This window comes from Nocardia sp. NPDC060249, from assembly GCF_042728755.1.
GTDB lineage: Bacteria > Actinomycetota > Actinomycetes > Mycobacteriales > Mycobacteriaceae > Nocardia.
On the sequence record NZ_JBHXAQ010000005.1, the window covers coordinates 276,440 to 294,477 of the forward strand.

The 18,038-nt window shown below is 68.0% G+C and carries 20 protein-coding genes and 1 pseudogene; 10 read left to right on the forward strand and 11 right to left on the reverse strand.

Annotation, left to right across the window (positions count from 1 at the left end; translation table 11 throughout):
• Window positions 1-4: 4 nt before the first annotated feature.
• Complete coding sequence (locus tag ACFWFP_RS20685) at window positions 5-1,027, forward strand: CaiB/BaiF CoA transferase family protein (protein ID WP_379297699.1); 1,023 nt, start codon at window positions 5-7, stop codon at window positions 1,025-1,027.
• 76 nt (window positions 1,028-1,103) lie between these two features.
• Here ACFWFP_RS20685 and ACFWFP_RS20690 read toward each other — a convergent pair whose 3' ends face one another.
• Window positions 1,104-2,123 (reverse strand): 2Fe-2S iron-sulfur cluster-binding protein, encoded by a 1,020-nt coding sequence (locus tag ACFWFP_RS20690; RefSeq protein ID WP_379297344.1) that lies wholly within the window; start codon window positions 2,121-2,123, stop codon window positions 1,104-1,106.
• Window positions 2,124-2,218: 95 nt separating this feature from the next.
• Here ACFWFP_RS20690 and ACFWFP_RS20695 point away from each other — a divergent pair, with 95 nt between their 5' ends.
• The 5 genes from ACFWFP_RS20695 to meaB are packed head-to-tail and all read left to right on the forward strand — an operon-like array spanning window position 2,219 to window position 7,261.
• Window positions 2,219-3,622 carry a class I adenylate-forming enzyme family protein gene (locus tag ACFWFP_RS20695; protein WP_379297346.1) on the forward strand — a complete coding sequence of 468 codons (1,404 nt, stop codon included), beginning with the start codon at window positions 2,219-2,221 and terminating at the stop codon, window positions 3,620-3,622.
• Window positions 3,600-4,502 carry an acyl-CoA dehydrogenase family protein gene (locus tag ACFWFP_RS20700; protein ID WP_379297348.1) on the forward strand — a complete coding sequence of 301 codons (903 nt, stop codon included), beginning with the start codon at window positions 3,600-3,602 and terminating at the stop codon, window positions 4,500-4,502. The genes ACFWFP_RS20695 and ACFWFP_RS20700 overlap by 23 nt, the downstream gene beginning before the upstream one ends.
• Window positions 4,489-5,577: an acyl-CoA dehydrogenase family protein gene (locus ACFWFP_RS20705; RefSeq protein ID WP_379297350.1), complete on the forward strand. Its 1,089-nt coding sequence runs from the start codon at window positions 4,489-4,491 to the stop codon at window positions 5,575-5,577. Before ACFWFP_RS20700 ends, ACFWFP_RS20705 begins: the two co-directional genes overlap by 14 nt.
• A 2-nt stretch (window positions 5,578-5,579) precedes the next feature.
• Window positions 5,580-6,347, forward strand: a complete 768-nt coding sequence (locus ACFWFP_RS20710; protein WP_379297352.1) for an enoyl-CoA hydratase/isomerase family protein — start codon at window positions 5,580-5,582, stop codon at window positions 6,345-6,347.
• Between the two features lie 26 nt (window positions 6,348-6,373).
• Complete coding sequence (meaB, locus tag ACFWFP_RS20715; protein ID WP_379297354.1) at window positions 6,374-7,261, forward strand: methylmalonyl Co-A mutase-associated GTPase MeaB; 888 nt, start codon at window positions 6,374-6,376, stop codon at window positions 7,259-7,261.
• A 137-nt stretch (window positions 7,262-7,398) separates the two neighbouring features.
• Here meaB and ACFWFP_RS20720 read toward each other — a convergent pair whose 3' ends face one another.
• Entirely contained in the window at window positions 7,399-8,424 is a 1,026-nt protein-coding gene (locus ACFWFP_RS20720; protein WP_379297356.1) for a helix-turn-helix transcriptional regulator, read from the reverse strand.
• A gap of 62 nt (window positions 8,425-8,486) precedes the next feature.
• Here ACFWFP_RS20720 and ACFWFP_RS20725 point away from each other — a divergent pair, with 62 nt between their 5' ends.
• The 4 genes and pseudogenes from ACFWFP_RS20725 to ACFWFP_RS20740 all read left to right on the forward strand — a co-directional run.
• Entirely contained in the window at window positions 8,487-9,272 is a 786-nt protein-coding gene (locus ACFWFP_RS20725) for an SDR family oxidoreductase (RefSeq protein ID WP_379297358.1), read from the forward strand.
• 37 nt (window positions 9,273-9,309) lie between these two features.
• Window positions 9,310-9,447 carry a hypothetical protein gene (locus ACFWFP_RS20730; RefSeq protein WP_379297360.1) on the forward strand — a complete coding sequence of 46 codons (138 nt, stop codon included), beginning with the start codon at window positions 9,310-9,312 and terminating at the stop codon, window positions 9,445-9,447.
• A gap of 437 nt (window positions 9,448-9,884) precedes the next feature.
• On the forward strand, window positions 9,885-10,469 hold the full coding sequence (locus tag ACFWFP_RS20735) for a hypothetical protein (RefSeq protein ID WP_379297362.1): 585 nt from the start codon (window positions 9,885-9,887) through the stop codon (window positions 10,467-10,469).
• Between the two features lie 137 nt (window positions 10,470-10,606).
• A pseudogene (locus ACFWFP_RS20740) lies at window positions 10,607-10,777 on the forward strand (hypothetical protein); the annotation flags it as partial.
• Here the strand turns inward: ACFWFP_RS20740 and ACFWFP_RS20745 are convergent.
• Genes ACFWFP_RS20745 through ACFWFP_RS20785 form a run of 9 tightly spaced genes read right to left on the reverse strand, consistent with a single transcriptional unit; the run spans window position 10,768 to window position 17,959 of the window.
• Window positions 10,768-11,637 carry an acyl-CoA thioesterase gene (locus tag ACFWFP_RS20745; RefSeq protein ID WP_379297364.1) on the reverse strand — a complete coding sequence of 290 codons (870 nt, stop codon included), beginning with the start codon at window positions 11,635-11,637 and terminating at the stop codon, window positions 10,768-10,770. The pseudogene ACFWFP_RS20740 and the gene ACFWFP_RS20745 overlap by 10 nt on opposite strands.
• Before the next feature lie 31 nt (window positions 11,638-11,668).
• Window positions 11,669-12,328, reverse strand: a complete 660-nt coding sequence (locus ACFWFP_RS20750; RefSeq protein ID WP_379297366.1) for a TetR/AcrR family transcriptional regulator — start codon at window positions 12,326-12,328, stop codon at window positions 11,669-11,671.
• A complete protein-coding gene (locus ACFWFP_RS20755) occupies window positions 12,325-13,074 on the reverse strand; it encodes an acyl-CoA dehydrogenase family protein (protein ID WP_379297701.1) in 750 nt (249 codons plus the stop codon). Before ACFWFP_RS20755 ends, ACFWFP_RS20750 begins: the two co-directional genes overlap by 4 nt.
• Before the next feature lie 51 nt (window positions 13,075-13,125).
• Complete coding sequence (locus ACFWFP_RS20760) at window positions 13,126-14,229, reverse strand: acyl-CoA dehydrogenase family protein (RefSeq protein ID WP_379297368.1); 1,104 nt, start codon at window positions 14,227-14,229, stop codon at window positions 13,126-13,128.
• Entirely contained in the window at window positions 14,226-14,633 is a 408-nt protein-coding gene (locus tag ACFWFP_RS20765; protein ID WP_379297703.1) for a nuclear transport factor 2 family protein, read from the reverse strand. The genes ACFWFP_RS20760 and ACFWFP_RS20765 overlap by 4 nt, the downstream gene beginning before the upstream one ends.
• Window positions 14,629-15,840: an amidohydrolase family protein gene (locus ACFWFP_RS20770; protein WP_379297370.1), complete on the reverse strand. Its 1,212-nt coding sequence runs from the start codon at window positions 15,838-15,840 to the stop codon at window positions 14,629-14,631. Before ACFWFP_RS20770 ends, ACFWFP_RS20765 begins: the two co-directional genes overlap by 5 nt.
• A gap of 2 nt (window positions 15,841-15,842) precedes the next feature.
• Window positions 15,843-16,169: a hypothetical protein gene (locus ACFWFP_RS20775; protein ID WP_379297372.1), complete on the reverse strand. Its 327-nt coding sequence runs from the start codon at window positions 16,167-16,169 to the stop codon at window positions 15,843-15,845.
• Window positions 16,150-17,421, reverse strand: a complete 1,272-nt coding sequence (locus ACFWFP_RS20780) for an aromatic ring-hydroxylating dioxygenase subunit alpha (RefSeq protein ID WP_379297374.1) — start codon at window positions 17,419-17,421, stop codon at window positions 16,150-16,152. The genes ACFWFP_RS20775 and ACFWFP_RS20780 overlap by 20 nt, the downstream gene beginning before the upstream one ends.
• A 4-nt stretch (window positions 17,422-17,425) precedes the next feature.
• Window positions 17,426-17,959, reverse strand: coding sequence for a carboxymuconolactone decarboxylase family protein (locus ACFWFP_RS20785; protein ID WP_379297376.1), 534 nt, complete (start codon window positions 17,957-17,959; stop codon window positions 17,426-17,428).
• Window positions 17,960-18,038 lie beyond the last annotated feature (79 nt).

An 18,038-nucleotide genomic window follows, 5' to 3' on the forward strand; every position in this document is an offset into this window, starting at 1 on the left:
ACCGTTGGCCGGCATCCGGATTCTCGAGGTCGGCACCATGCTGGCCGGGCCGTACGCCACCATGATGCTCGCCGATCTCGGCGCCGAGGTCACCAAGTTGGAGCCGGCGGGCGGCGATATCTCACGGCAGGTGGGGGACAGCTACTTCGCCAGCCTCAACCGGGGCAAGCGCAGCATCAGCATCGACCTGAACACCGCGCGCGGCCAGGACCAGCTCGGGGAGCTGGCGGCGAATGCGCATGCGCTGCTGGTGAATCTGAAGCCGTCGGCGATCCACCGGCTCGGCTTGACCTACGCGGCGCTGCGCCGGTGGAACGAGCGCATCGTCTGTGTCGCGATCACCGGATTCGGTTTGGACGCCGGTGACGACCCGGCCTTCGACTACGTCATCCAAGCGGCCACCGGTATCGCGGCGCTCACCGGCGATCCCGCCGGCCCGCCGACGCTGCCCGGCTACTCCTCGGCCGACAACTCCACGGGATTGACCGCGGCGCTGGGTCTGCTCGCGCAGATCGTGTCCGGGCAGGGCGGCCAGGTGGAGGTGTCGCTGCGCGATGTCATGCTCTCGCAGCTGAACTACCACGCCTCGGCCTACCTCAACGACGGCACGGCGCCGCAGCGCCGCCCGTTCGGAGCACACACGTATTACGTTCCCGCGCAGATGTTTCCGACTGCCGAGGGGTACCTTGCGTTGTTCATCACCCACGACGGATTCTGGCGGCGCTTCGCCGGGGAAGCGGCGGTGGCGGGGTTCGCGACGATGGCCGAGCGGGCGAGCCGGCGCGAGGAGGTGCTCGCGGCGGTCACCACCGCGCTCGCGGCCGACACCGCGGTGGGCTGGGAATCGCGGCTGCGCCCCCTCGGCATCCCGGCCGCGGCGGTCCGGACGCTGCCTGAGGCGCTGGAGGCGACGCCGGAGGCGCTGGTGCAGGCGGGGCCACATCGACTGGTGGGCAGTCCGATTCGAATCGCCGGGTACGAGCCCACCTACGGTCCGCCACCCCTTTTGGGCGAGCACAACATCTGATCACTCATCCGAGCCAGGGGGAGCCGGACCCCGGGACCTGTCCAGGTCCCGGGGTCCGTCGGCGCGCGCCGGGCGCTCACTCGTAGCGAACGGTGGTCTCAGGCGTGTCGGGAATCGCCTGGCAGGTGAGCACGTAGCCCTCGGCGACCTCGTCGTCGGTGAGCGCGTCGTTGACGCGCATCGTCGCCGAACCCTGGGTGAGCACGGCCATGCAGGTCGCGCAGTTGCCCGATTCGCAGGAGAACGGCGGGGTGAGGCCGCCGCGCCGCGCGCTCTCCAGCAGCGTCTCGCCCGCATTGCGCGGCACGGTCACCTTTTTGCGGCCGAGGATGACGGTCACCGTGCCCGCGGTGGCGGCGGGCTGCGGCGTGGCGGTGGGTTCCGGTTCGGTCACCGGGACAACCGGTTCGGCCGCGCCGAAGCGCTCGCTGAAGATCGCGCCCGGACCCGGCAGCGCGGCCTCCACCATCGCCATGAACGCCTCGGGGCCACAGATGTAGCTGTCGGCCGCGGCGTCGGCGCCGACGAAGGCGCGCACGGCGGCCGGATCGAGCAACCCGCTGTCGGCATCCAGATGCCGGAGCACCTCGAGCCGGGTGGGATAGCGCGCGACCAGATCGTCGAGGGTCGCGTCGAAGATCGCCGACGCCCGGTCGCGGTCGACACACAGCAGGCGCACCCGACGATCGGTCGTGGCCAGCGCGCTCTTGGCCAGTGACAGGACCGGGGTTATGCCGCTACCGCCGGAGAAGCCGAGCAGGGGGCGTTCGCTCTCCCGCAGACAGAATTTGCCCGCGGGCCTGCTCATCTCGATCACATCCCCCTCGCTGAGGTTGTCGATCAGCCAGTTCGATACCCGGCCGCCGACAACCCGTTTGACGGTCGTCATGAGCTCGGCGTCGGTTTCGGGCGCGCTCGACATGGAGTACGACCGGAACAGCTCGACGTCGTCGACACGTACCCGGAACGTGCAGAACTGGCCGGCGAGATAGGACACCGCGCCCTCGTGTGGAGCGAGGACGAAGGTGCGGGCGTCGGCTGTCTCCTTGATGATCCGGGTCACCGTCGCGCGTTGGAACAGGGGAGTTCTCGCCATGGACCGGCTCCTTCTGGTATGAAGATTCTTATGGAAAGAGAATACTATTCTCTCTTGCAAGATGGGATCTTCTCAATCCCGGCCGCGGAGGCGAGATGAACGACCGGATCGCACTCAGTTTCGACGAGCGGCACTACACGCTCAGCGAGTTGGACGGGCTCACCGCGGGCCTAGCCGAGACCCTGATCGAACGCGGTGTGCGCCAGGGGGATCGGGTCGCGCTGATGTCGTCGAACCGGCCGGAGTTCGTGCTCGCGGTGCGCGCGATCTGGCTCGCCGGCGGCGCGGTGGTGCTCATCAGCCCGGCGTGGAAGCGCGGTGATGTCGAGCACGCGCTGGCCGTCACCGGGCCCGCCTACGCCATCGGTGACCAGCCGGTGCTGGCCGAGCTGATGCCCACGCTCTCGCTCGACACACCGATCGCGTCCAGCACCGCCACCTTCGCCGAACCCGTGCCATCCGAGGACGCTGTGCTCGTTTTCAGTTCGGGCACAACAGGATTGCCGAAAGCGGTGCGCCACACGCACGCGTCGTTCGCGGCCGCGGTGGAGCACTGGCGGGTGGCGCTCGGCTTCACCGCTGACGACCGGATCCAGATCGTCACCCCGCCCTCGCATATCCTGGGGCTGCTCAATATCGTGCTGGCGCTGCGGACCGGCGCCTGGATGCGCCTGCATCGCCGGTTCGACCTCGCTCGGATGCTGCACCACATCGAGGCCGACCGGATCACCGTCGAGATGGCGGTCGCGCCGATCGCGCTGGCGATCGCTTCCCATCCCGACCTCGAGTCCTATGACCTGTCGTCGCTGCGCTACATCATGTGGGGCGCGACGCCAGTGACACCGAGTGTCGCCGAGACCGTCACGCGCCGAACCGGAGTCGCGTGGGTGCCAGCCTACGGCGCCAGCGAACTGCCGGTGATCGCCTGCAATCCGCTCGAGGGCGCCCGCCTCGACAGCGTGGGGCGCCCGGTGCCCGGCGTCGAGATCCGGGTGGTCTCCACGACTTCCGGCGAGGAGGTCGAAACCGGCGATACCGGCGAGATCCACGCTCGCTCCGCGTCGTCGATGGCCGGATACCTCCCCGACGACGCGACCGCGGCGGCCTACGCCGACGGCTGGTACCGCACCGGCGATGTCGGCTATCTCGACGACGACGGCTGGTTGCGACTGACCGACCGGCTCAAGGAGATGATCAAGGTGCGCGGTTTCCAAGTGGCGCCCGCCGAGGTGGAGGCCGTCCTGCACGGACACCCGGCGGTCGCGGACTGCGCGGTCTTCGGTGTCCCCGATGCGGCCGACGGCGAGGCGATCGTCGCCGCCGTCACCACCACGGGCTCGGTCGACGCCGACGAACTCATAGAGCTGGTCGGCACCCGGCTGGCCTCCTACAAGCGGCCGCGCCGAGTGGTGTTCGTGCCCGAAATCCCGCGCCTGCCCTCCGGCAAGGTGCTGCGCCGAGTACTGAAGGAGAGCCATGGACGTCCGGCTGACCTCTGAACAGCGACAGCTGCGCGACGCCGCTGCGAAACTGGCCGACGACCTGGGCCCCGGCTCGGTCAGCGACCTGGCCGACGAACAGCGGATCGCTCGGCTCGAGAAGACGGTCGCCAGCACCGGCTGGCGTGCCCTGCGCTCCGACGGCGCCTCCGGCGTCGAAGTGGCCATCGTCGTCGAGGAATTCGGGCGCGGGCTCGTCGACGTGCCGTTCCTCGGCCCGGTTCTCGCCGACGACCTCTGGTCGCCCGCTGACTCGGCCACGCACTGGACCGTTGCCGTCGACGACCGCGCGATCGACGCGCGGGGGGCCCAGCGCGCACTGCTCTTACGAGGCGAGTCGATCCTGGCCGGCTCGGTCGCCACCGCGTCGACCGGCGCCGATCAGACCCGGGCCGAGGCCGCGATCACCGGCGTTCCGGAACTGCTCGGCGAACTGTCCACGGCGCAGGCCACCCAGTGGCGAGCGCTGGCACTCGTGGCCACCTGTGCCGATCTGGTCGGCACCGCGCGCGGTGCGCACGCGCTGGCGACGGACTACGCGAAAGTCCGTGCGCAATACGGCAAGACGATCGGCTCCTACCAGGCCGTCGCCCATCTGCTCGCGGAGGGTCTCGCGCTGATCGAGGGCTCGGTGAGCGTGCTGCGCCACGCCGCGTGGGCCGTGGACGCGATCGAACCCGAGCGGGCCGTGCAGGCGGCCGTAATCGCCAAACTCTATTGCGCCAGAGCGGCATTGACCGTGTGCGAGACCGCGGTGCAGGTGCACGGCGGAATCGGCAACACCTGGGAATGCCTGGCGCACCTGTATCTGCGGCGGGCGCTGACGTCCACCGAGCTGTTCCCCACGAGCCTGGAGGAGATCGACCGTGGACTTTCGTGATTCGCCGGAGGAGGCGGCGTTCCGGGAACGCCTGCGCGAGTGGCTGTCCGGTGTCGCGGGGCAGTTCCCGACCTCGGGCGACGAGTACTGGGCCAAGCAGGGTGAGTGGCATCGAGCGCTGCACGCGGCGGGGTTCTTCGGGCTGTCGTGGCCGCGAGAGCACGGCGGTCACGAACTGCCCCCGGTCTACGACGTCATCCTCGACGAAGAGCTCGCCCTGGCCGGCGCTCCGCCGCGGCCCAGCCTGGGCTATCTGATCCAGGGTCTGGGCAGGCACGCCAGCAAACAACTGCAACAGCGCTTCCTGCCCGGCATGATCGACGGGACGCAACGCTGGTGCCAGGGGTTCAGCGAACCGGACGCGGGTTCGGACCTGGCCGCGCTCCGGACCACGGCTACCCGTCAGGGCGATTCCTATGTGCTGCACGGGCACAAGATCTGGACGAGCTATTCCGACGTCGCGGACTGGTGCCTGCTGCTGGCCCGCACCGACTCCGAAGTGCCACGGCACAAAGGCATCTCGGCCTTCGTGGTGTCGATGAAACAACCCGGCGTGCAGCAGCGGCCGCTGCGCATGATGAGCGGGATCACCACCGAATTCGGGCAGGTGGCCTTCGACGGCGCGGTCGTGCCCGCCGATCAGATGGTCGGATCGCCCGGCGACGGGTGGAAATTGGCGATGACGGTGGTCGGGCACGAGCGCGAACCCTCCACGCTCGGCTACGCGGCCCGCTACGGCAAGCTGGTGCGCCAGATGGCGGCCCGGACCTCGGGCCCGCTGCCCGCCGATCTGGCCTGGGCCGCCGTGCAGACCGAGATGCTGCGCCTGCACGTGCGCCGGCGACTGTCCGAACAGCTCGATGGCGTCTCGCACGGCCCGGAGGGTTCGCTCGACAAACTGCTCATGACCTGGGTGGAACAGTCGGTCGGCCACGCCGCGCTCACCGTCGGCGGCACCCGTGATCCCGAACTGCTCAGCGCCTACCTCTATAGCCGCGCGCAGAGCGTCATGGGCGGGACGTCACAGATTCAGAAGAACATCATCGCCTCGCGCATTCTCGGATTGGGAGCCTGACCATGTACGACCTGCCTGCCGAAATCGACGTCCGCGCCGAAGGTCCGCTGCGGATCATCACGCTGAATCGCCCCGACGCGCTCAATGCGGTCAACGACGACCTGCACACCGGGCTCGCGCACCTGTGGCCGCGACTGAGCGAGGACCGGGAAGCCCGCGTCGCGGTGCTCACCGGCAGCGGCAAGGCGTTCTCCGCCGGCGGCGACTTCGCCTACCTGGCCGAGCTGGGCCGCGACGCGGACCTGCGCGCCAAGACGATCGCGCACGGGCGCGACCTCGTGCTCGGTATGGCGCGCTGCCGGATTCCGGTGATCGCGGCGGTGAACGGGCCCGCCGTCGGCCTCGGGTGCAGCCTGGTCTCGCTCAGCGACATCGTCTACATCGCCGAGACCGCCTATCTCGCCGACCCGCACGTGCAGGTGGGCCTGGTCGCCGCCGACGGCGGCCCGCTCACCTGGCCGCTGCACACCAGCCTGCTCTTCGCCAAGGAGTACGCGCTCACCGGCGCGCGTATCCCGGCCGAACGGGCCAAGGAGATGGGCCTGGTCAACCATGTCGTCGCCGACCCGGTGGCCGAGGCGCTGGCCTGCGCCAAGCGCATCCTGGAACTGCCTCGCCAGGCGGTCGAGAGCACGAAGCGACTGCTCAACCTGCACCTGGAACGGGCGGTGCTGGCCAGTCTCGACTACGCGACCACCGCCGAGGAGATCTCGTTCCAGACTGCGGATTTCCACGCCACCATCGAGCGGCTTACCGCGGGCAAGAAATAGCCGGACCGGACACTCGGGAGCCGTCGATGAACACTGGTCTGTCCGACGACATCGCCGAATTGATCGCCACGGCCCGCGCGGGTTCGATCCGCGCGGCCGGGCGGTTGCTGAGCCTGATCGAGAGCGAGCGCCGCGAACAGGTGCTCGCCCACCTCAAGCCAGCCCCGGTGCGCGTGATCGGGCTGACCGGGCCGCCGGGCGCGGGCAAGTCCACCACCATCGCGGTCCTGGTGACCGGTTACCGCGCGCGCGGGCAACGGGTGGCGGTGCTCGCCGTCGACCCGTCCTCGCCCTACAGCGGCGGCGCGCTGCTCGGCGACCGCATCCGGATGGCGGCGCACGTCGACGACCCCGACGTCCTGATCCGTTCGGTAGCCACCCGCGGGCACCTGGGCGGCCTGGCCGCCGCCGTGCCCGCCGCGATCCGGCTGCTCGGCGCACTCGGCTACGGACTGGTCCTGTTGGAGACGGTGGGGGTGGGCCAGTCCGAGATCGAGATCGCCGCGGTCGCCGATCCGACCGTGGTCATCGTCAATCCCGGTGCGGGCGACGCGATTCAGGCCGCCAAAGCCGGGCTGCTCGAGGTGGCCGACATCCTCGTCGTCAACAAGGCCGACCGCGACGGTGCCGAACAGACCGCGCGCGAACTCCACATCGAAACCGGCCTACCCATCCTCACCCTGGTCGCCTCACGCGGCACCGGGGTCGAGGAGCTGATCGAGGCGATCGAGACCTACCACCGGGCCGATACCGACGCGCGCGGCACGGCCCGCGCGCGGGCACAGATCCTGTCACTCGCGCAGTCGCGGCTGCGCGGTTATCCCGGCCTCGACGAGCTGGCCGCCGCCGTCGCATCCGGCGACCGCGACCCCTACACCGCCGCGGATCAGTTGCTGGCCGAGATGACACCCTAGAACCCGCAGATCCGATCTTCGCCGCGCGCAGGGTTTCTCGAGCGAGGCTTACCCGAGTTTCGGCTGAGGCGATGGTCCGGTGGCAGGCATCGACCGATCCGGCGTCACGGCGCCGCGAGCGGTGAGCTGCGGGCGCGTCAACTAGGAGGGGTAGTAAGCCCTTTCAGCGAACAGTCGCCTCTATGGAGTCCTGGAGATTCCGTAGGGTGCACAGCTGCCGTGTATCGTGCCGCGAGCGTCGCGATGGCGGCCCCTAGCTCGGGTGCATGGCCTGCCTCTAGATGAAAATCGAGGTCCATCGCGGCGAGGTATGCCGCGAGCAGTTGCGGGCTTTGTGCGCCGGCCTCGAGCGCGCTGGTGTGCGGATCGATCGGTTCAACCGTCCAGATGCCGGAAGGTATGCGCGCTGCGACGGTTTCGGCAGGCGCGTCGACGATCACTCGGGCGGTGTAGTTCCACAGTGCGGCCATCCGTCCACGGGTCACGAATGTCGCGAGATCGCGCGCGGGGAGGTCTCTGGCGGTGAATCGGGGCCCGGTCGGTGTCTTCGGTGAGATTCGGTCGAGGCGGTAGCTGCGCCAGTCCTGGCGATCGAGGTCGTAGCCGACGAGATACCACCGGCCGCCGCAGTGCACCAACCGGTACGGTTCGACACGACGCTCGCTGGCTCTGTCGTGCCGATCGGTGTAGTCGAAGCGGAGCACTTCGCTGCGCTCGACAGTCGTGGCGACATCCCGGAAAATACTGGGTGCCACCGGATCTCGAGAGTTCGGTATGGCCTCAGCAACCGCGCTGATCGTGTGGAGCCGGTGACGCAGCTGGGGCGGGAGTAGCTGCTGGAGTTTGGTGGCCGCGCGGGCCGCGTCTTCGCCGATACCGACCACACCGGCACCGACGGCGGTGCGCAGAGCTACGGCTACCGCGATGGCCTCGTCGTCGTCGAGTTGCAGAGGTGGCAGTCTCGCGCCGGCGCGGAGCCGATACCCGCCTGCCACACCGGAAACAGCGTCGACCTGATAGTCGAGCCGCCGCAGGCGTGCGATGTCGGCACGGATCGTGCGGGTATTCACGCCCAGACGTGACGCCAGCTCGGCCCCGGTCCACAGCCGCTGGGTCTGTAGGAGCCCGAGAAGCCGCAGCAGCCGGACACTGGTATCGACCATGGTCACAGCGTCTCATCTATTGCGGAGCGATTCGTGCCGCGATCGATGCCACCGTTACCGACATGACTACTTCGACACATCCATCCGCCAGGCCGTTCCGACCGCTGGCGGGGCGAGGCGCCCTGGTCACCGGAGGATCGCGCGGCATCGGCCGCGCGATCACCAGCCGGTTGGCCGCAGACGGTGCCACTGTGGTGTTCACCTACGCCACGCGCTCCGATGCCGCCGACACGCTGGTCGCCGAGAACACCGAATCGAACGGGCAAGTATCGGCAGTACAGGTCGATCTCGCCGACCCCGACCAGGTCATTGCTGGGTTCGCTGCGGCGGACGAGGTGTTTCGGACCGCGGGCGTCGGGCTCGACATTCTCGTGGCCAACGCCGGTGTATTCACCAGCGCACCACTGGCCGAGGCGACTGTCGACGAGTGGGATCGGGTGATGGCCGTCAACGCCCGAGGCACATTCCTGACCCTTGCTCAGGCAACGCCGCGACTGCGTGACAACGGCCGGGTCGTGACCGTCTCCACTATCGGCACCCATTGGCCGAGCCCTGGGGAATCGATCTACGCGGCCGGCAAAGCTGCCGTCGAACAGCTCACCCGCGTCGCTTCCCGCGAGCTCGGGCACAGGGGCATCACGGCCAACACCATCTCGCTCGGCCCGACTGATACCGATCTGCTGCGTGCCAGCGCGCAACCAGGCACCGTGGAGGGGGCCGCTGCGATGACCGCACTCGGTCGCATCGGCCAACCTACCGATATCGCCGACCTCGTGGCGCTCCTCGTTCACCCTGACAGCCGCTGGGTCACCGGCCAGAACATCCGCGCCGACGGCGGATTGACCTGACCGAATACCCGGGGGTGCCGCTGAATTCCGTTTGGGGGTGGACGACTTCGCGTTGCTGCGTGGCCAGAACTATGGCACCGTGTCGATCGACTGTGAGACGGGCGCACCACTGGAGTTGCTGCCGGGCAGAGACGCTCAGACCCTGGCGAATTGGCTGACCGCGCACCCGGGGTAGAGGTGGTGTGCCGAGACGGCTCCGGGTCGTACGCCGAAGGTGTTCGTCTCGGCGCCCCCGGCGCGATACAGGTCGCGGACAGGTTCACCTCTGGCAGCACCTGGGCAAGGCCGTCGCGCGCTGCGTGGCTCGCCACCGCGACTGCAGCGGTGGAGCTGCTAACTCCTCAGAATAATGAAGTGATCTGTCTCCGACTGCCACATCACAGACGAACACCAGTGCAGCGGTCAGGAATGCCGCGAATTCCATTCGCACACTGGGGAACTGGATTGAGAGATGGATGTCGGGCTCGTCAGGGCACGGTGATCCGCACCCGACGGTCGGAACACGCTGGTAGCTGGAGACACCCACGTGCGGATCACCAATAACAGCATGTCTCATGTCGCAGTCGGTAGAAGGAGCGATCGGCTTCCCGGAAACCCGGGTAGCTTACCGATATGAGTGTGAATTCGGTTGCAAGGCGGCCTATTCCGCTGGCCTGGAGGGTTGCCATCGCTGTGGCGACATGCTCGACGCTGGGGTGTTGTTTGTGGGCTCTGTGGGCGGACGTGACAGGGTACGACGACATCAATGCGTCGTTCTCCGCCGCCATCGCTGGTGTGCTCCCGGTGGCAGCGTGGTTGGTGTTGGCCGTTATCGGCTTGGTGAAGTACGAACGCTGGTGGTTGGCGGGACTTCTTGTGCCGGTGATCATCTCTTCGACGCTGGCACTGACCTGGGCCGGTATCCCCGGACGGATCGGGTGGGCCGTTTCGCGAGGTGATATGGAACGGGCAGCCGCCGCGTGCGACACGCTTGACACATCGAAGTTGGGTGTTCCGCGCCAGCGAGTAGAGATCGGTGTTTACACCTTCCATCATATCGAGCGTGAAACCAAAGGTGCGTGCGATTTTCATTTGCTCCGAGACTATCCGAGCATACAGCGCGGGTTCCTCTACCTCCCTCACGGCGAGCGCCGAAATGGGGAGTACGACCACACGTATATCCCGCTGGGTGATTTCTGGTACTTCTACCATTTATGAATTGCCGCCCGCATCGAAGTATCAGGTCGACTCGGTCGAGGTCGTCGAAGCGCTGACCGGCGCGGCCGGCGCACCGCTGCTTGCCGCACGAAATCTACTTGCAGTTCCTGTTCGCATGGTTGACCGGCAACGGCGACTTGCACGCCAAGAACATCGGGGTCCTGCGTGATGGCCTGGGACGCGGGGATATCGCGCCGATCTACGACATTCCCTGCACCCTGGTCCACGGCGACGACTCGAAGGCGCTGCCGATCACGTCGCTCACGGCGGCGATTCGCGTCGCGGTGAGGGGGTGCGCTCAGGCTCGCTGTGCGGTGGGCTGGGCCGAGATCGCCTCGGCCGCCTCGGCGCCGAAGCGGACGAGGGCTTCCTGGGCGAAGGAGGCGACGAGTTCGCCTGTCACGGTGAGGATGTCGCCTCGGCCGAAGGAGCGGCCGTGTGCCAGGACCGGGCTGTGCTGGCGCAGCAGCAGCCAGTCGTCGGTGCGGAACGGGCGGTGGAACCACAGGGTGTGGGCGGTGACGGCGGAGGTGAAGGCGGTGCCGTTGCCGCGTTGGCTGATGCCCTCGAGTGGGCGCAGGGCGGTGCCGATGAGGTTCAGGTCGGTGGCGTAGGCGGTCAGCGCGGCGGACAGGTTGGCGTCGACGGCGGGCGTGCGCATCCAGAACTCGTACTCTGGCAGGGCGGCGGCGGTGGCGTTGAGATCGTCGAAAGCTCTTGTCTCCCAAGGGAGGAGGTCGAAGGTGACGCGGTATTCCGGATCGAGCAGCGCGGGGACGTCCTCGACGTGCTGGATTTGCGGGCCGTCCTCGTCGACGTGCATGGATACGGCGGCGGTGGCGATGACGCGCCCGGACTGCCTGGCGACGATCGCGAGGGTGGCGAACGAGCGGCCCTCGTGCTGGCGGGTCACCTCGTAGCGCAGGGGCGCGTCGTAGCCGCCCTCCTTGGCGAAGAGGGTGTGGATCGACTTGACCGATTTGTCCGGGCAGGCGAGTTCGGCGGCGCGGACGAACTGTCCCAGAATCTGGCCGCCGAAGAGCCTGCGGTAGCTCAGCGGCAGGTGGGGTCCTTCGAACACGGTCGTAGAAGGGCTGAGGTCGCTGTCGTCGGCGGGTGACACACCAAGATCCAGGCTGGCGAGCAGGCTGTTCCAGAGATCGGTCATAGTCGAAATTTCCTATTCTACCTGAAGAGAATTATGTTCTCACGGTGCCGGTGACGCCCGCGGCGCAGAACTCCCAGACTTCTTCGGCGGTGATCGGGCGCGCCGCCATGTCGTCCTGGCCGCCGCTGGACTGGGCGGTGAACATCACGGTCTGCATCGTCATGGCGGCCACCCGGCGGGGATTGAGGCCGGGGCGCAGCGTGCCCGCCGACGCGGCGTCGGTCACCAGGTCGACGAAAAGCGAAAGTAGTGGCGCGTGCGCGACTTTCACGTGGGCGGGATGAGTGACCAGCAGGCGCGGCGCGAAGTCGGTGAACAGCGGGTGGCGATCTCTGGGATCGGACCGGCACAGCGAGAACAGCAGCTGTACCGCGACCCCGAGCCGGGTCAGCGGATCGTCCTCCTCGGCCGCCGCCAGGCGGATCTGCTCGGCCGTGCGCAGCAGCGCGTCCTCGAACAGGGCGAGCAGCAGTTCGTGCTTGCCGTCGAATTGCAGATAGAAGCTGCGCAGCGACTGGCGCGACCGCTCCACCACCTCCTGCACGGTGAAGTCGGTGCTGCCGTTCTCGGAGATGATCGACTGGGCCGCTTCGAGGAAACGCTGCACCCGCTGTTCGGCCCGCAACCGGGTGGACTTGATCGACCGTTCCACCGCGCGTTGTTTCCAGGCGGGTTCCACGCGCTCGCTCATAACTGCACCAACCGTGCGGCCGTGCCCGAAGCGCGCGCGATGGCGCCCGCCTCGCGGACCAGCTCGCGGGAACTGCCGAGCAGTCCGTCCAGGACCAGCACCCGCCGGACGTGGCGATGCAGATCGTGTTCGGCGGTGAAGCCGATGCCGCCCAGCGTCTGCTGACAGTGCCGCGCGGTGATCAGGGCGGCCCGCCCCGCGGCGGCCTTGGCCAGCAGCGAGCCGAGATCGTCGGTGGCCGCGGCTAGGGTGGCCTCGGCGCCCTCTATGGCGACGAAGGTTTCGGCGAGACGGTGCCGGATCGCCTGGAACGAGGCCACCGGCCGCCCGAACTGCACGCGATCGACGGCATGGGTGCGGGCCAGCGTCAGCATGGCCCGGCTCGCGCCGGTGAGCCACCAGCCCAGTGCCCGCCGGCCTTCGGCCAGTGGGATCGGTGCCCCCGCCGGGACCGCGCGGATCGGCAGATCGGCGTCCAGCGTCGGGGACCGGTCGGGGACGGACGCGTCGTCGGCGTGGTCCCAACGCACCCAGGTCCCCCCGGACCAGGGCAGCGCGAGCGGATCGTCGGCGGACAGTCCGCCCGCCGCCCGGACGACGTCGTTGAGCAGCGGCGCGTGCGCGCCGGTCTCGCCGAGCAACCGGAACACCAGGGGGACAGTGGCATCAGGCGCGTCGGTCAGCATCTCCTGCCAGCCCAGGTCGACGAGCGCTGTGTGCAGCTCGGCGCCGGAGACGTCGCGCATGGTCTTGCGCAGCGTCTGAGCCAGCAGATCGAGTTCGGCAGCATCCACGGTTCACTCTTTCCCCAGGTCGAGCAGTCGACGCGCGATAATGTTGCGTTGGATCTCGGCGGTGCCGCCGTAGATCGTCGCGGCGCGCGAGTACAGGTATTCCGCGCGCCACGGCGAATCGGCGAGCTCGATGACGCCGGGCAGCAGATCGCGGACGGTGTCGAACAGGTGCTGTTCGGCCGTGGCGAGCAGCACCTTGTCGACGGAGGTCTCCGGCCCCAGCTTGCCGCCGGCCGCCAGACGCTCCTGCGTCGCCAGCGAGCGGCAGCGGATGGTGTGCAGCGCCAAATGGGCGGCGCCGAGTTCGGCGTCGTCGTGGCCCGTCCGGTCGTCGTGCGCGGTCTGCTCGAGCAGCTGGTCGAACCGTGTGTAGAGGTAGGCGATCCGGTGCCAGAAGCAGGTGGAGCGCTCGTGTGGGAGCAGGTCCATCGCGACCCGCCAGCCGTCGCCCGGTCGGCCGAGCATGCGGTCGGCGGGCACGACGACCTCGTCGAAGTACACCTCGGCGAATTCGTCGATGCCGTGCATCGTGCGCAACGGCCGCACAGTGATGCCGGGGGAGTCCATGTCGACGAAGAACGCGGTGATCCCGTCGTGGCCGATTCCGGTGCGGGTCAACAGGACACAGCGCGCCGCGTACTGGGCGAGACTGGTCCACACCTTCTGGCCGGTGATCACCCAGTGATCACCGCGCTGCTCGGCCTTGGTGCTCAGGGAGGCGAGATCGCTGCCGGAGCCGGGTTCGGAGAACCCCTGGCACCACTGTTCGCGGCCGCTGAGCAGTCGCGGCACCATCTGCGCCGCCAGCTGCGGGCTCGCGTAGGAGATCATCGTCGGCGCGAGCACCTCGATCATGGAATAGATGCCGGGCTCGGCGAGGTCGCGGGTCGCGACCTCCTCGCCGAGGATCGCCCGCAGCACCGCCGGCCCGCCGAGACCTCCCACCTCGGCGGGCCAGCCGTACCGCATCCAGTTCGCGTCGTAGAGCGCGCGTCGAACCCTGGCCAGTTGCTCGACCTGGGCGTCGAGCGAATGGTCGGGCCCGGCGGACAGGTCGTTCGCGTCGAGCCAGGAGCGCAGGCCGGTCCGAAAGTCGGTGCGGTTCACGCACTCGGTCGTTCGAAGGCGTGCGGGCGGCCGGAATCGTGGTCGCCGTTCCTGCGGATGAAGGTCATGGCCCTGGTGCGCAGCCGCCAGCCCGCGTCGGTGCGGGCGTAGGTGTCGCTGTAGTAGCCGATCCGCATGTCGTGGGTCGACTGCTCGATGAAGCACAGCGGCTGGGTGCCGCTGGCGCTGTCGCCGTCGATCTCGAGCGCCGGAGTTCCGGTGAGGAACAACCCCTTCGGTGCGGCGGCGACGAGATCGGGGAACTCGTCGAGCGGATAGGTGTCGCCGAAGGCGCTGTAGTTGCCGTCGGGGGTGAACACCGAGATCAGGCCCTCGATATCACCTTTGGTGATGGTGACCGCATACCGCGCGAGCAGCTGTTCCAGCTCGATCACGTCGTCAATTCTGGACAAAGACTTTTCCGCCTTTCATCACGAACCGCACCCGCTGGGTGACGGTGATGTCGGTGAGTGGGTCGCCGGGAACCGCGATGATGTCGGCGAGCAGACCCTCGGCCAGCCGGCCCCGGTCGGTGACATCGATCAGTTCGGCGGCCGTGACGGTCGCGGCACGCAGCACGGCCAACGGGCTCATGCCGCGATCGACGAGCGCGACCAGCTCGTCGGCGTTGCGGCCGTGCGGGATCGCGGGGGCGTCGGTGCCCACCGCGATCTTCACCCCGGCCTTGTACGCGGCCAGCACCGAGGTGCGGGCGCGCGGGAACATCTGCGCCGCCTTGGCTTGGAGCTCCGGCGGCGCCTTCGACACGTCCATGGCGTCGGCCAGGCGCGTGGTCGGCACCAGGTAGGTGCCCTTCTCGACCATCAGCGCGATGGCGTCGTCGTCGATCAGGAAGCCGTGCTCGATGCAGTCGATCCCCGCCTCGACCGCGGCGCGCACCGCGTCGGCGCCGTGAGTGTGCGAGGCGACCCGCAACCCGCGCCGATGCGCCTCGTCCACGATCGCCCGCAGTTCCTCGGACGAATAGTGTTGCGCCCCAGGCTCTCCGGTGAGTGACATGACGCCGCCGGAGACGCAGACCTTGATCAGCTGCGCACCGTGCTTGATCTGGTACCGGACCGCCTTGCGCACCTCGTCGACACCGTTGGCGATGCCCTCCTCGATGCTGAGTTCCAGCACGTGCGGGGCGAACGCGGCGAACATCGTCGGATCGAGATGCCCGCCGGTCGGGGTGATGGCGTGCCCGGCGGGCACGATGCGCGGCCCGTCGACCCAGCCGGCGTCGATGGCCTTGCCGAGCGCGACATCGAGCAGATACCCGCCGGTCTTGACGAACAGCCCGAGGTTGCGCACGGTCGTGAAACCGGCCCGCAGCGTGCGGCGGGCATTGCCCACCGCACGCAGCATTCGCAGCGGGGGATCGTCCTGAACGCTGGAGGCCAGCCCGGTCTCGCCGCGCCCGCCCATCAGGAGGTTGACCTCCATGTCCATCAGACCGGGCAGCAGGACGGCGTCACCGAGGTCGATGATCTCGCCCTCGGGTTCGCCGCCGAGGCCGACGATCCGATCACCCTCGATCCGGACGACGCCCGGTCGGACTATCTCGCCGGTGTCGATGTCGAGGTACCCGGCGGCCAACAGCGTCAGCATGATCAGACCACCGGCTCCCGGATGAGGTGGACCATGGCGGCGCCGGAGTCGGGCACCCGCGCCTGCTTCCAGACCTCGACGGGGAAGGACACGTTCACCAGTGACTGCATCAGATGCAGCAGCGCGCGGGCATCCTCGGGCAGGTCGTCGAGCGGGAACTTGTCGCAGTAGGTGATCGCGGCCTCCAACCGGGGGAACGCCGTGTCGTAGAACTCCTGCATGTCGGGCATGCTCGAGGCGAGACGCTTGGTGTAGCGCTGCGGCTCGGTGGGCAGGACCCAGTCGGAGAACTGCTCCAGATCAGCGAATTCAGCGGGCAGCAGTGGCATCTCGGTACTCCTGAACCTTGTCCTTGGCGACCTTGTGCAGGTGGCGCAGCAAGATCTCCTGGTCGTTGAGGGGGAAATCGGACACGATGCGGGTGGCCAGCATCGTCTGGGTGGCTTCGAGGGTGTTCGCGTCCTGCAGCGCGTACTCCTTGAAGGTGACCGCGGCCAGCTCCTGGCCCAGGCGCTCGCGCGCGGTCTTGGGCGGCACGAAGTACAGGTTCGCTTCGAAGATGTGCTTGTTCACCGCGGTCGGCCAGTAGTGGTAGGTGAGGTACCAGCCGGGCTCCCAGAACAGCAGCGACATGTTCGGGAAGATCTCGAACTCGTCGACGCCCCAGGCCCGGTGGCGGGCGGGGTTGATGCCCTCCGGCAGCTTGTCCAGGCCCTCGATGTCGGGCTTGTCCCACGGTCCGAACAGGCCGCTGCGCAGCACGCGCTCGATCGGCTTGACCATGTTGGGGTCCTTGGGCGGGGCCATGCCGCCCCACGAGGAGATCATCGAATGCGGGCTCTGCAGCTCGTAGTGCAGCGCCTCGTAACCGGTGCCCGCCAGCTTGTCGGCCTCGTCCTTGACTGCCTGCTTCATGTGCAGGATCGGCGCGTGATAGAACTCGGCGAACGCGTCGATGAACAGCTTCCAGTTGCTGCCGATCTCGGCACGGTAGCTGTAGACCTCGGTGAACTCGTGGAACGGGTAGCCTTCGACGCCGGTGACGAGGGTGCCCAGGTACTCGGTGAGCGACGGGGCGTCTTCGTCGAGGTTGACGAAGATGAAGCCCTCCCACACCTCGCAGCGCACGGTCTTGAGGCCGTAGAGCTGCTTGTCGAGGTCGAAGAACTCCTTCTCCTGCTGGACGAAGTTCACCTCACCCTTGAGGCTGTAGCGCCAGGCGTGGTACTTGCAGGTGAACTGGCGGCACGTGCCCGAGGTTTCCTCGTTCGGGAAGTCGTCCCAGACCAGTTTGTTGCCGCGGTGCCGGCAGATGTTGTGGAACGCCCGCACGACCTCGTCGGTGCCCTTGGCGATGATGAGCGAGGTGCCGACCGAGGGCAGTTCCCTGGTGAAGTAGCTGCCGACCTTCGGAAGTCGTTCGACGCGACCGATATTGAGCCAGGTCTTCTTGAAGATGGCGTTGCGCTCGTCCTCGTAGAAGTCCGGGTCGATGGAGTCGGTGTAGTCCACCGGCTCGGTGCCGAGCTCGGGGTAGTGCTCCGTCCAGCTACCCGCGGCCGGTTTGGTGAAGTGGGACAAGGGGTTACCTTTCCGTTTGTTCGACTTCGACGCCGAAGGTGTTGAAAGCCATGGCCAACATGCCGTAGCCGCCGACCGTGAAAACCAGATCCATGCACTGCCGTTCGTCCAGGTGCGTGCCGAGGGCGGCCCAGGTCGAATCGGACAGATTCGAGGTCGTGTCGAGCTCGTCGGTCGCGTCGAAGATCACGCGGTCGAACTCGTCGGTGGGAGTGCCGCCCTGCGCCGCCGCGATATCGGCGGCCGTCACGCCGGACTCGTCGGCCATCTCCACGTGATGGGCCCACTCGTAGGCGCAGCCGCGTCGATGGGCGACGCGCAGGATCGCCAGTTCGCGCACCCGTGCCGGCAGCGTCGACCGGAACAGCAGGTGCACACCCAGACTCAGGTAGGCCTTCGTCAGGTCGGGGTGGCGGACCAGGGTGGCCAGTGCGTTTCCGGCGCCTGCCGGGGTCTGCCGGTCCCGGGGGAGCAGACCGGCCAGGGCGCGCTGAACCTGCTCGTCCCATTGGTCCGCCGGCAGCGGGGGTAGGCGCATCACTGCCTCCTCTCGATTCGGAGAATCACGTTCTCGTATTTGAACTGTAAGATTTCCACGGGTTGGTCGGATAGTCAAC

Excerpts from the sequence above, each read along its gene's own strand:
- ACFWFP_RS20690 (WP_379297344.1), bottom strand. The coding sequence starts at position 2,123 with ATGGCGAGAACTCCCCTGTTCCAACGCGCGACGGTGACCCGGATCATC.
- ACFWFP_RS20695 (WP_379297346.1), top strand. The coding sequence starts at position 2,219 with ATGAACGACCGGATCGCACTCAGTTTCGACGAGCGGCACTACACGCTC.
- meaB (WP_379297354.1), top strand. The coding sequence starts at position 6,374 with ATGAACACTGGTCTGTCCGACGACATCGCCGAATTGATCGCCACGGCC.
- ACFWFP_RS20710 (WP_379297352.1), top strand. The coding sequence starts at position 5,580 with ATGTACGACCTGCCTGCCGAAATCGACGTCCGCGCCGAAGGTCCGCTG.
- ACFWFP_RS20755 (WP_379297701.1), bottom strand. The coding sequence starts at position 13,074 with ATGCGCGACGTCTCCGGCGCCGAGCTGCACACAGCGCTCGTCGACCTG.
- ACFWFP_RS20745 (WP_379297364.1), bottom strand. The coding sequence starts at position 11,637 with ATGACCGATCTCTGGAACAGCCTGCTCGCCAGCCTGGATCTTGGTGTG.
- ACFWFP_RS20725 (WP_379297358.1), top strand. The coding sequence starts at position 8,487 with ATGACTACTTCGACACATCCATCCGCCAGGCCGTTCCGACCGCTGGCG.
- ACFWFP_RS20750 (WP_379297366.1), bottom strand. The coding sequence starts at position 12,328 with ATGAGCGAGCGCGTGGAACCCGCCTGGAAACAACGCGCGGTGGAACGG.
- ACFWFP_RS20700 (WP_379297348.1), top strand. The coding sequence starts at position 3,600 with ATGGACGTCCGGCTGACCTCTGAACAGCGACAGCTGCGCGACGCCGCT.
- ACFWFP_RS20775 (WP_379297372.1), bottom strand. The coding sequence starts at position 16,169 with ATGCCACTGCTGCCCGCTGAATTCGCTGATCTGGAGCAGTTCTCCGAC.
- ACFWFP_RS20735 (WP_379297362.1), top strand. The coding sequence starts at position 9,885 with ATGAGTGTGAATTCGGTTGCAAGGCGGCCTATTCCGCTGGCCTGGAGG.
- ACFWFP_RS20770 (WP_379297370.1), bottom strand. The coding sequence starts at position 15,840 with ATGCTGACGCTGTTGGCCGCCGGGTACCTCGACATCGACACCGGCGAG.
- ACFWFP_RS20720 (WP_379297356.1), bottom strand. The coding sequence starts at position 8,424 with ATGGTCGATACCAGTGTCCGGCTGCTGCGGCTTCTCGGGCTCCTACAG.
- ACFWFP_RS20785 (WP_379297376.1), bottom strand. The coding sequence starts at position 17,959 with ATGCGCCTACCCCCGCTGCCGGCGGACCAATGGGACGAGCAGGTTCAG.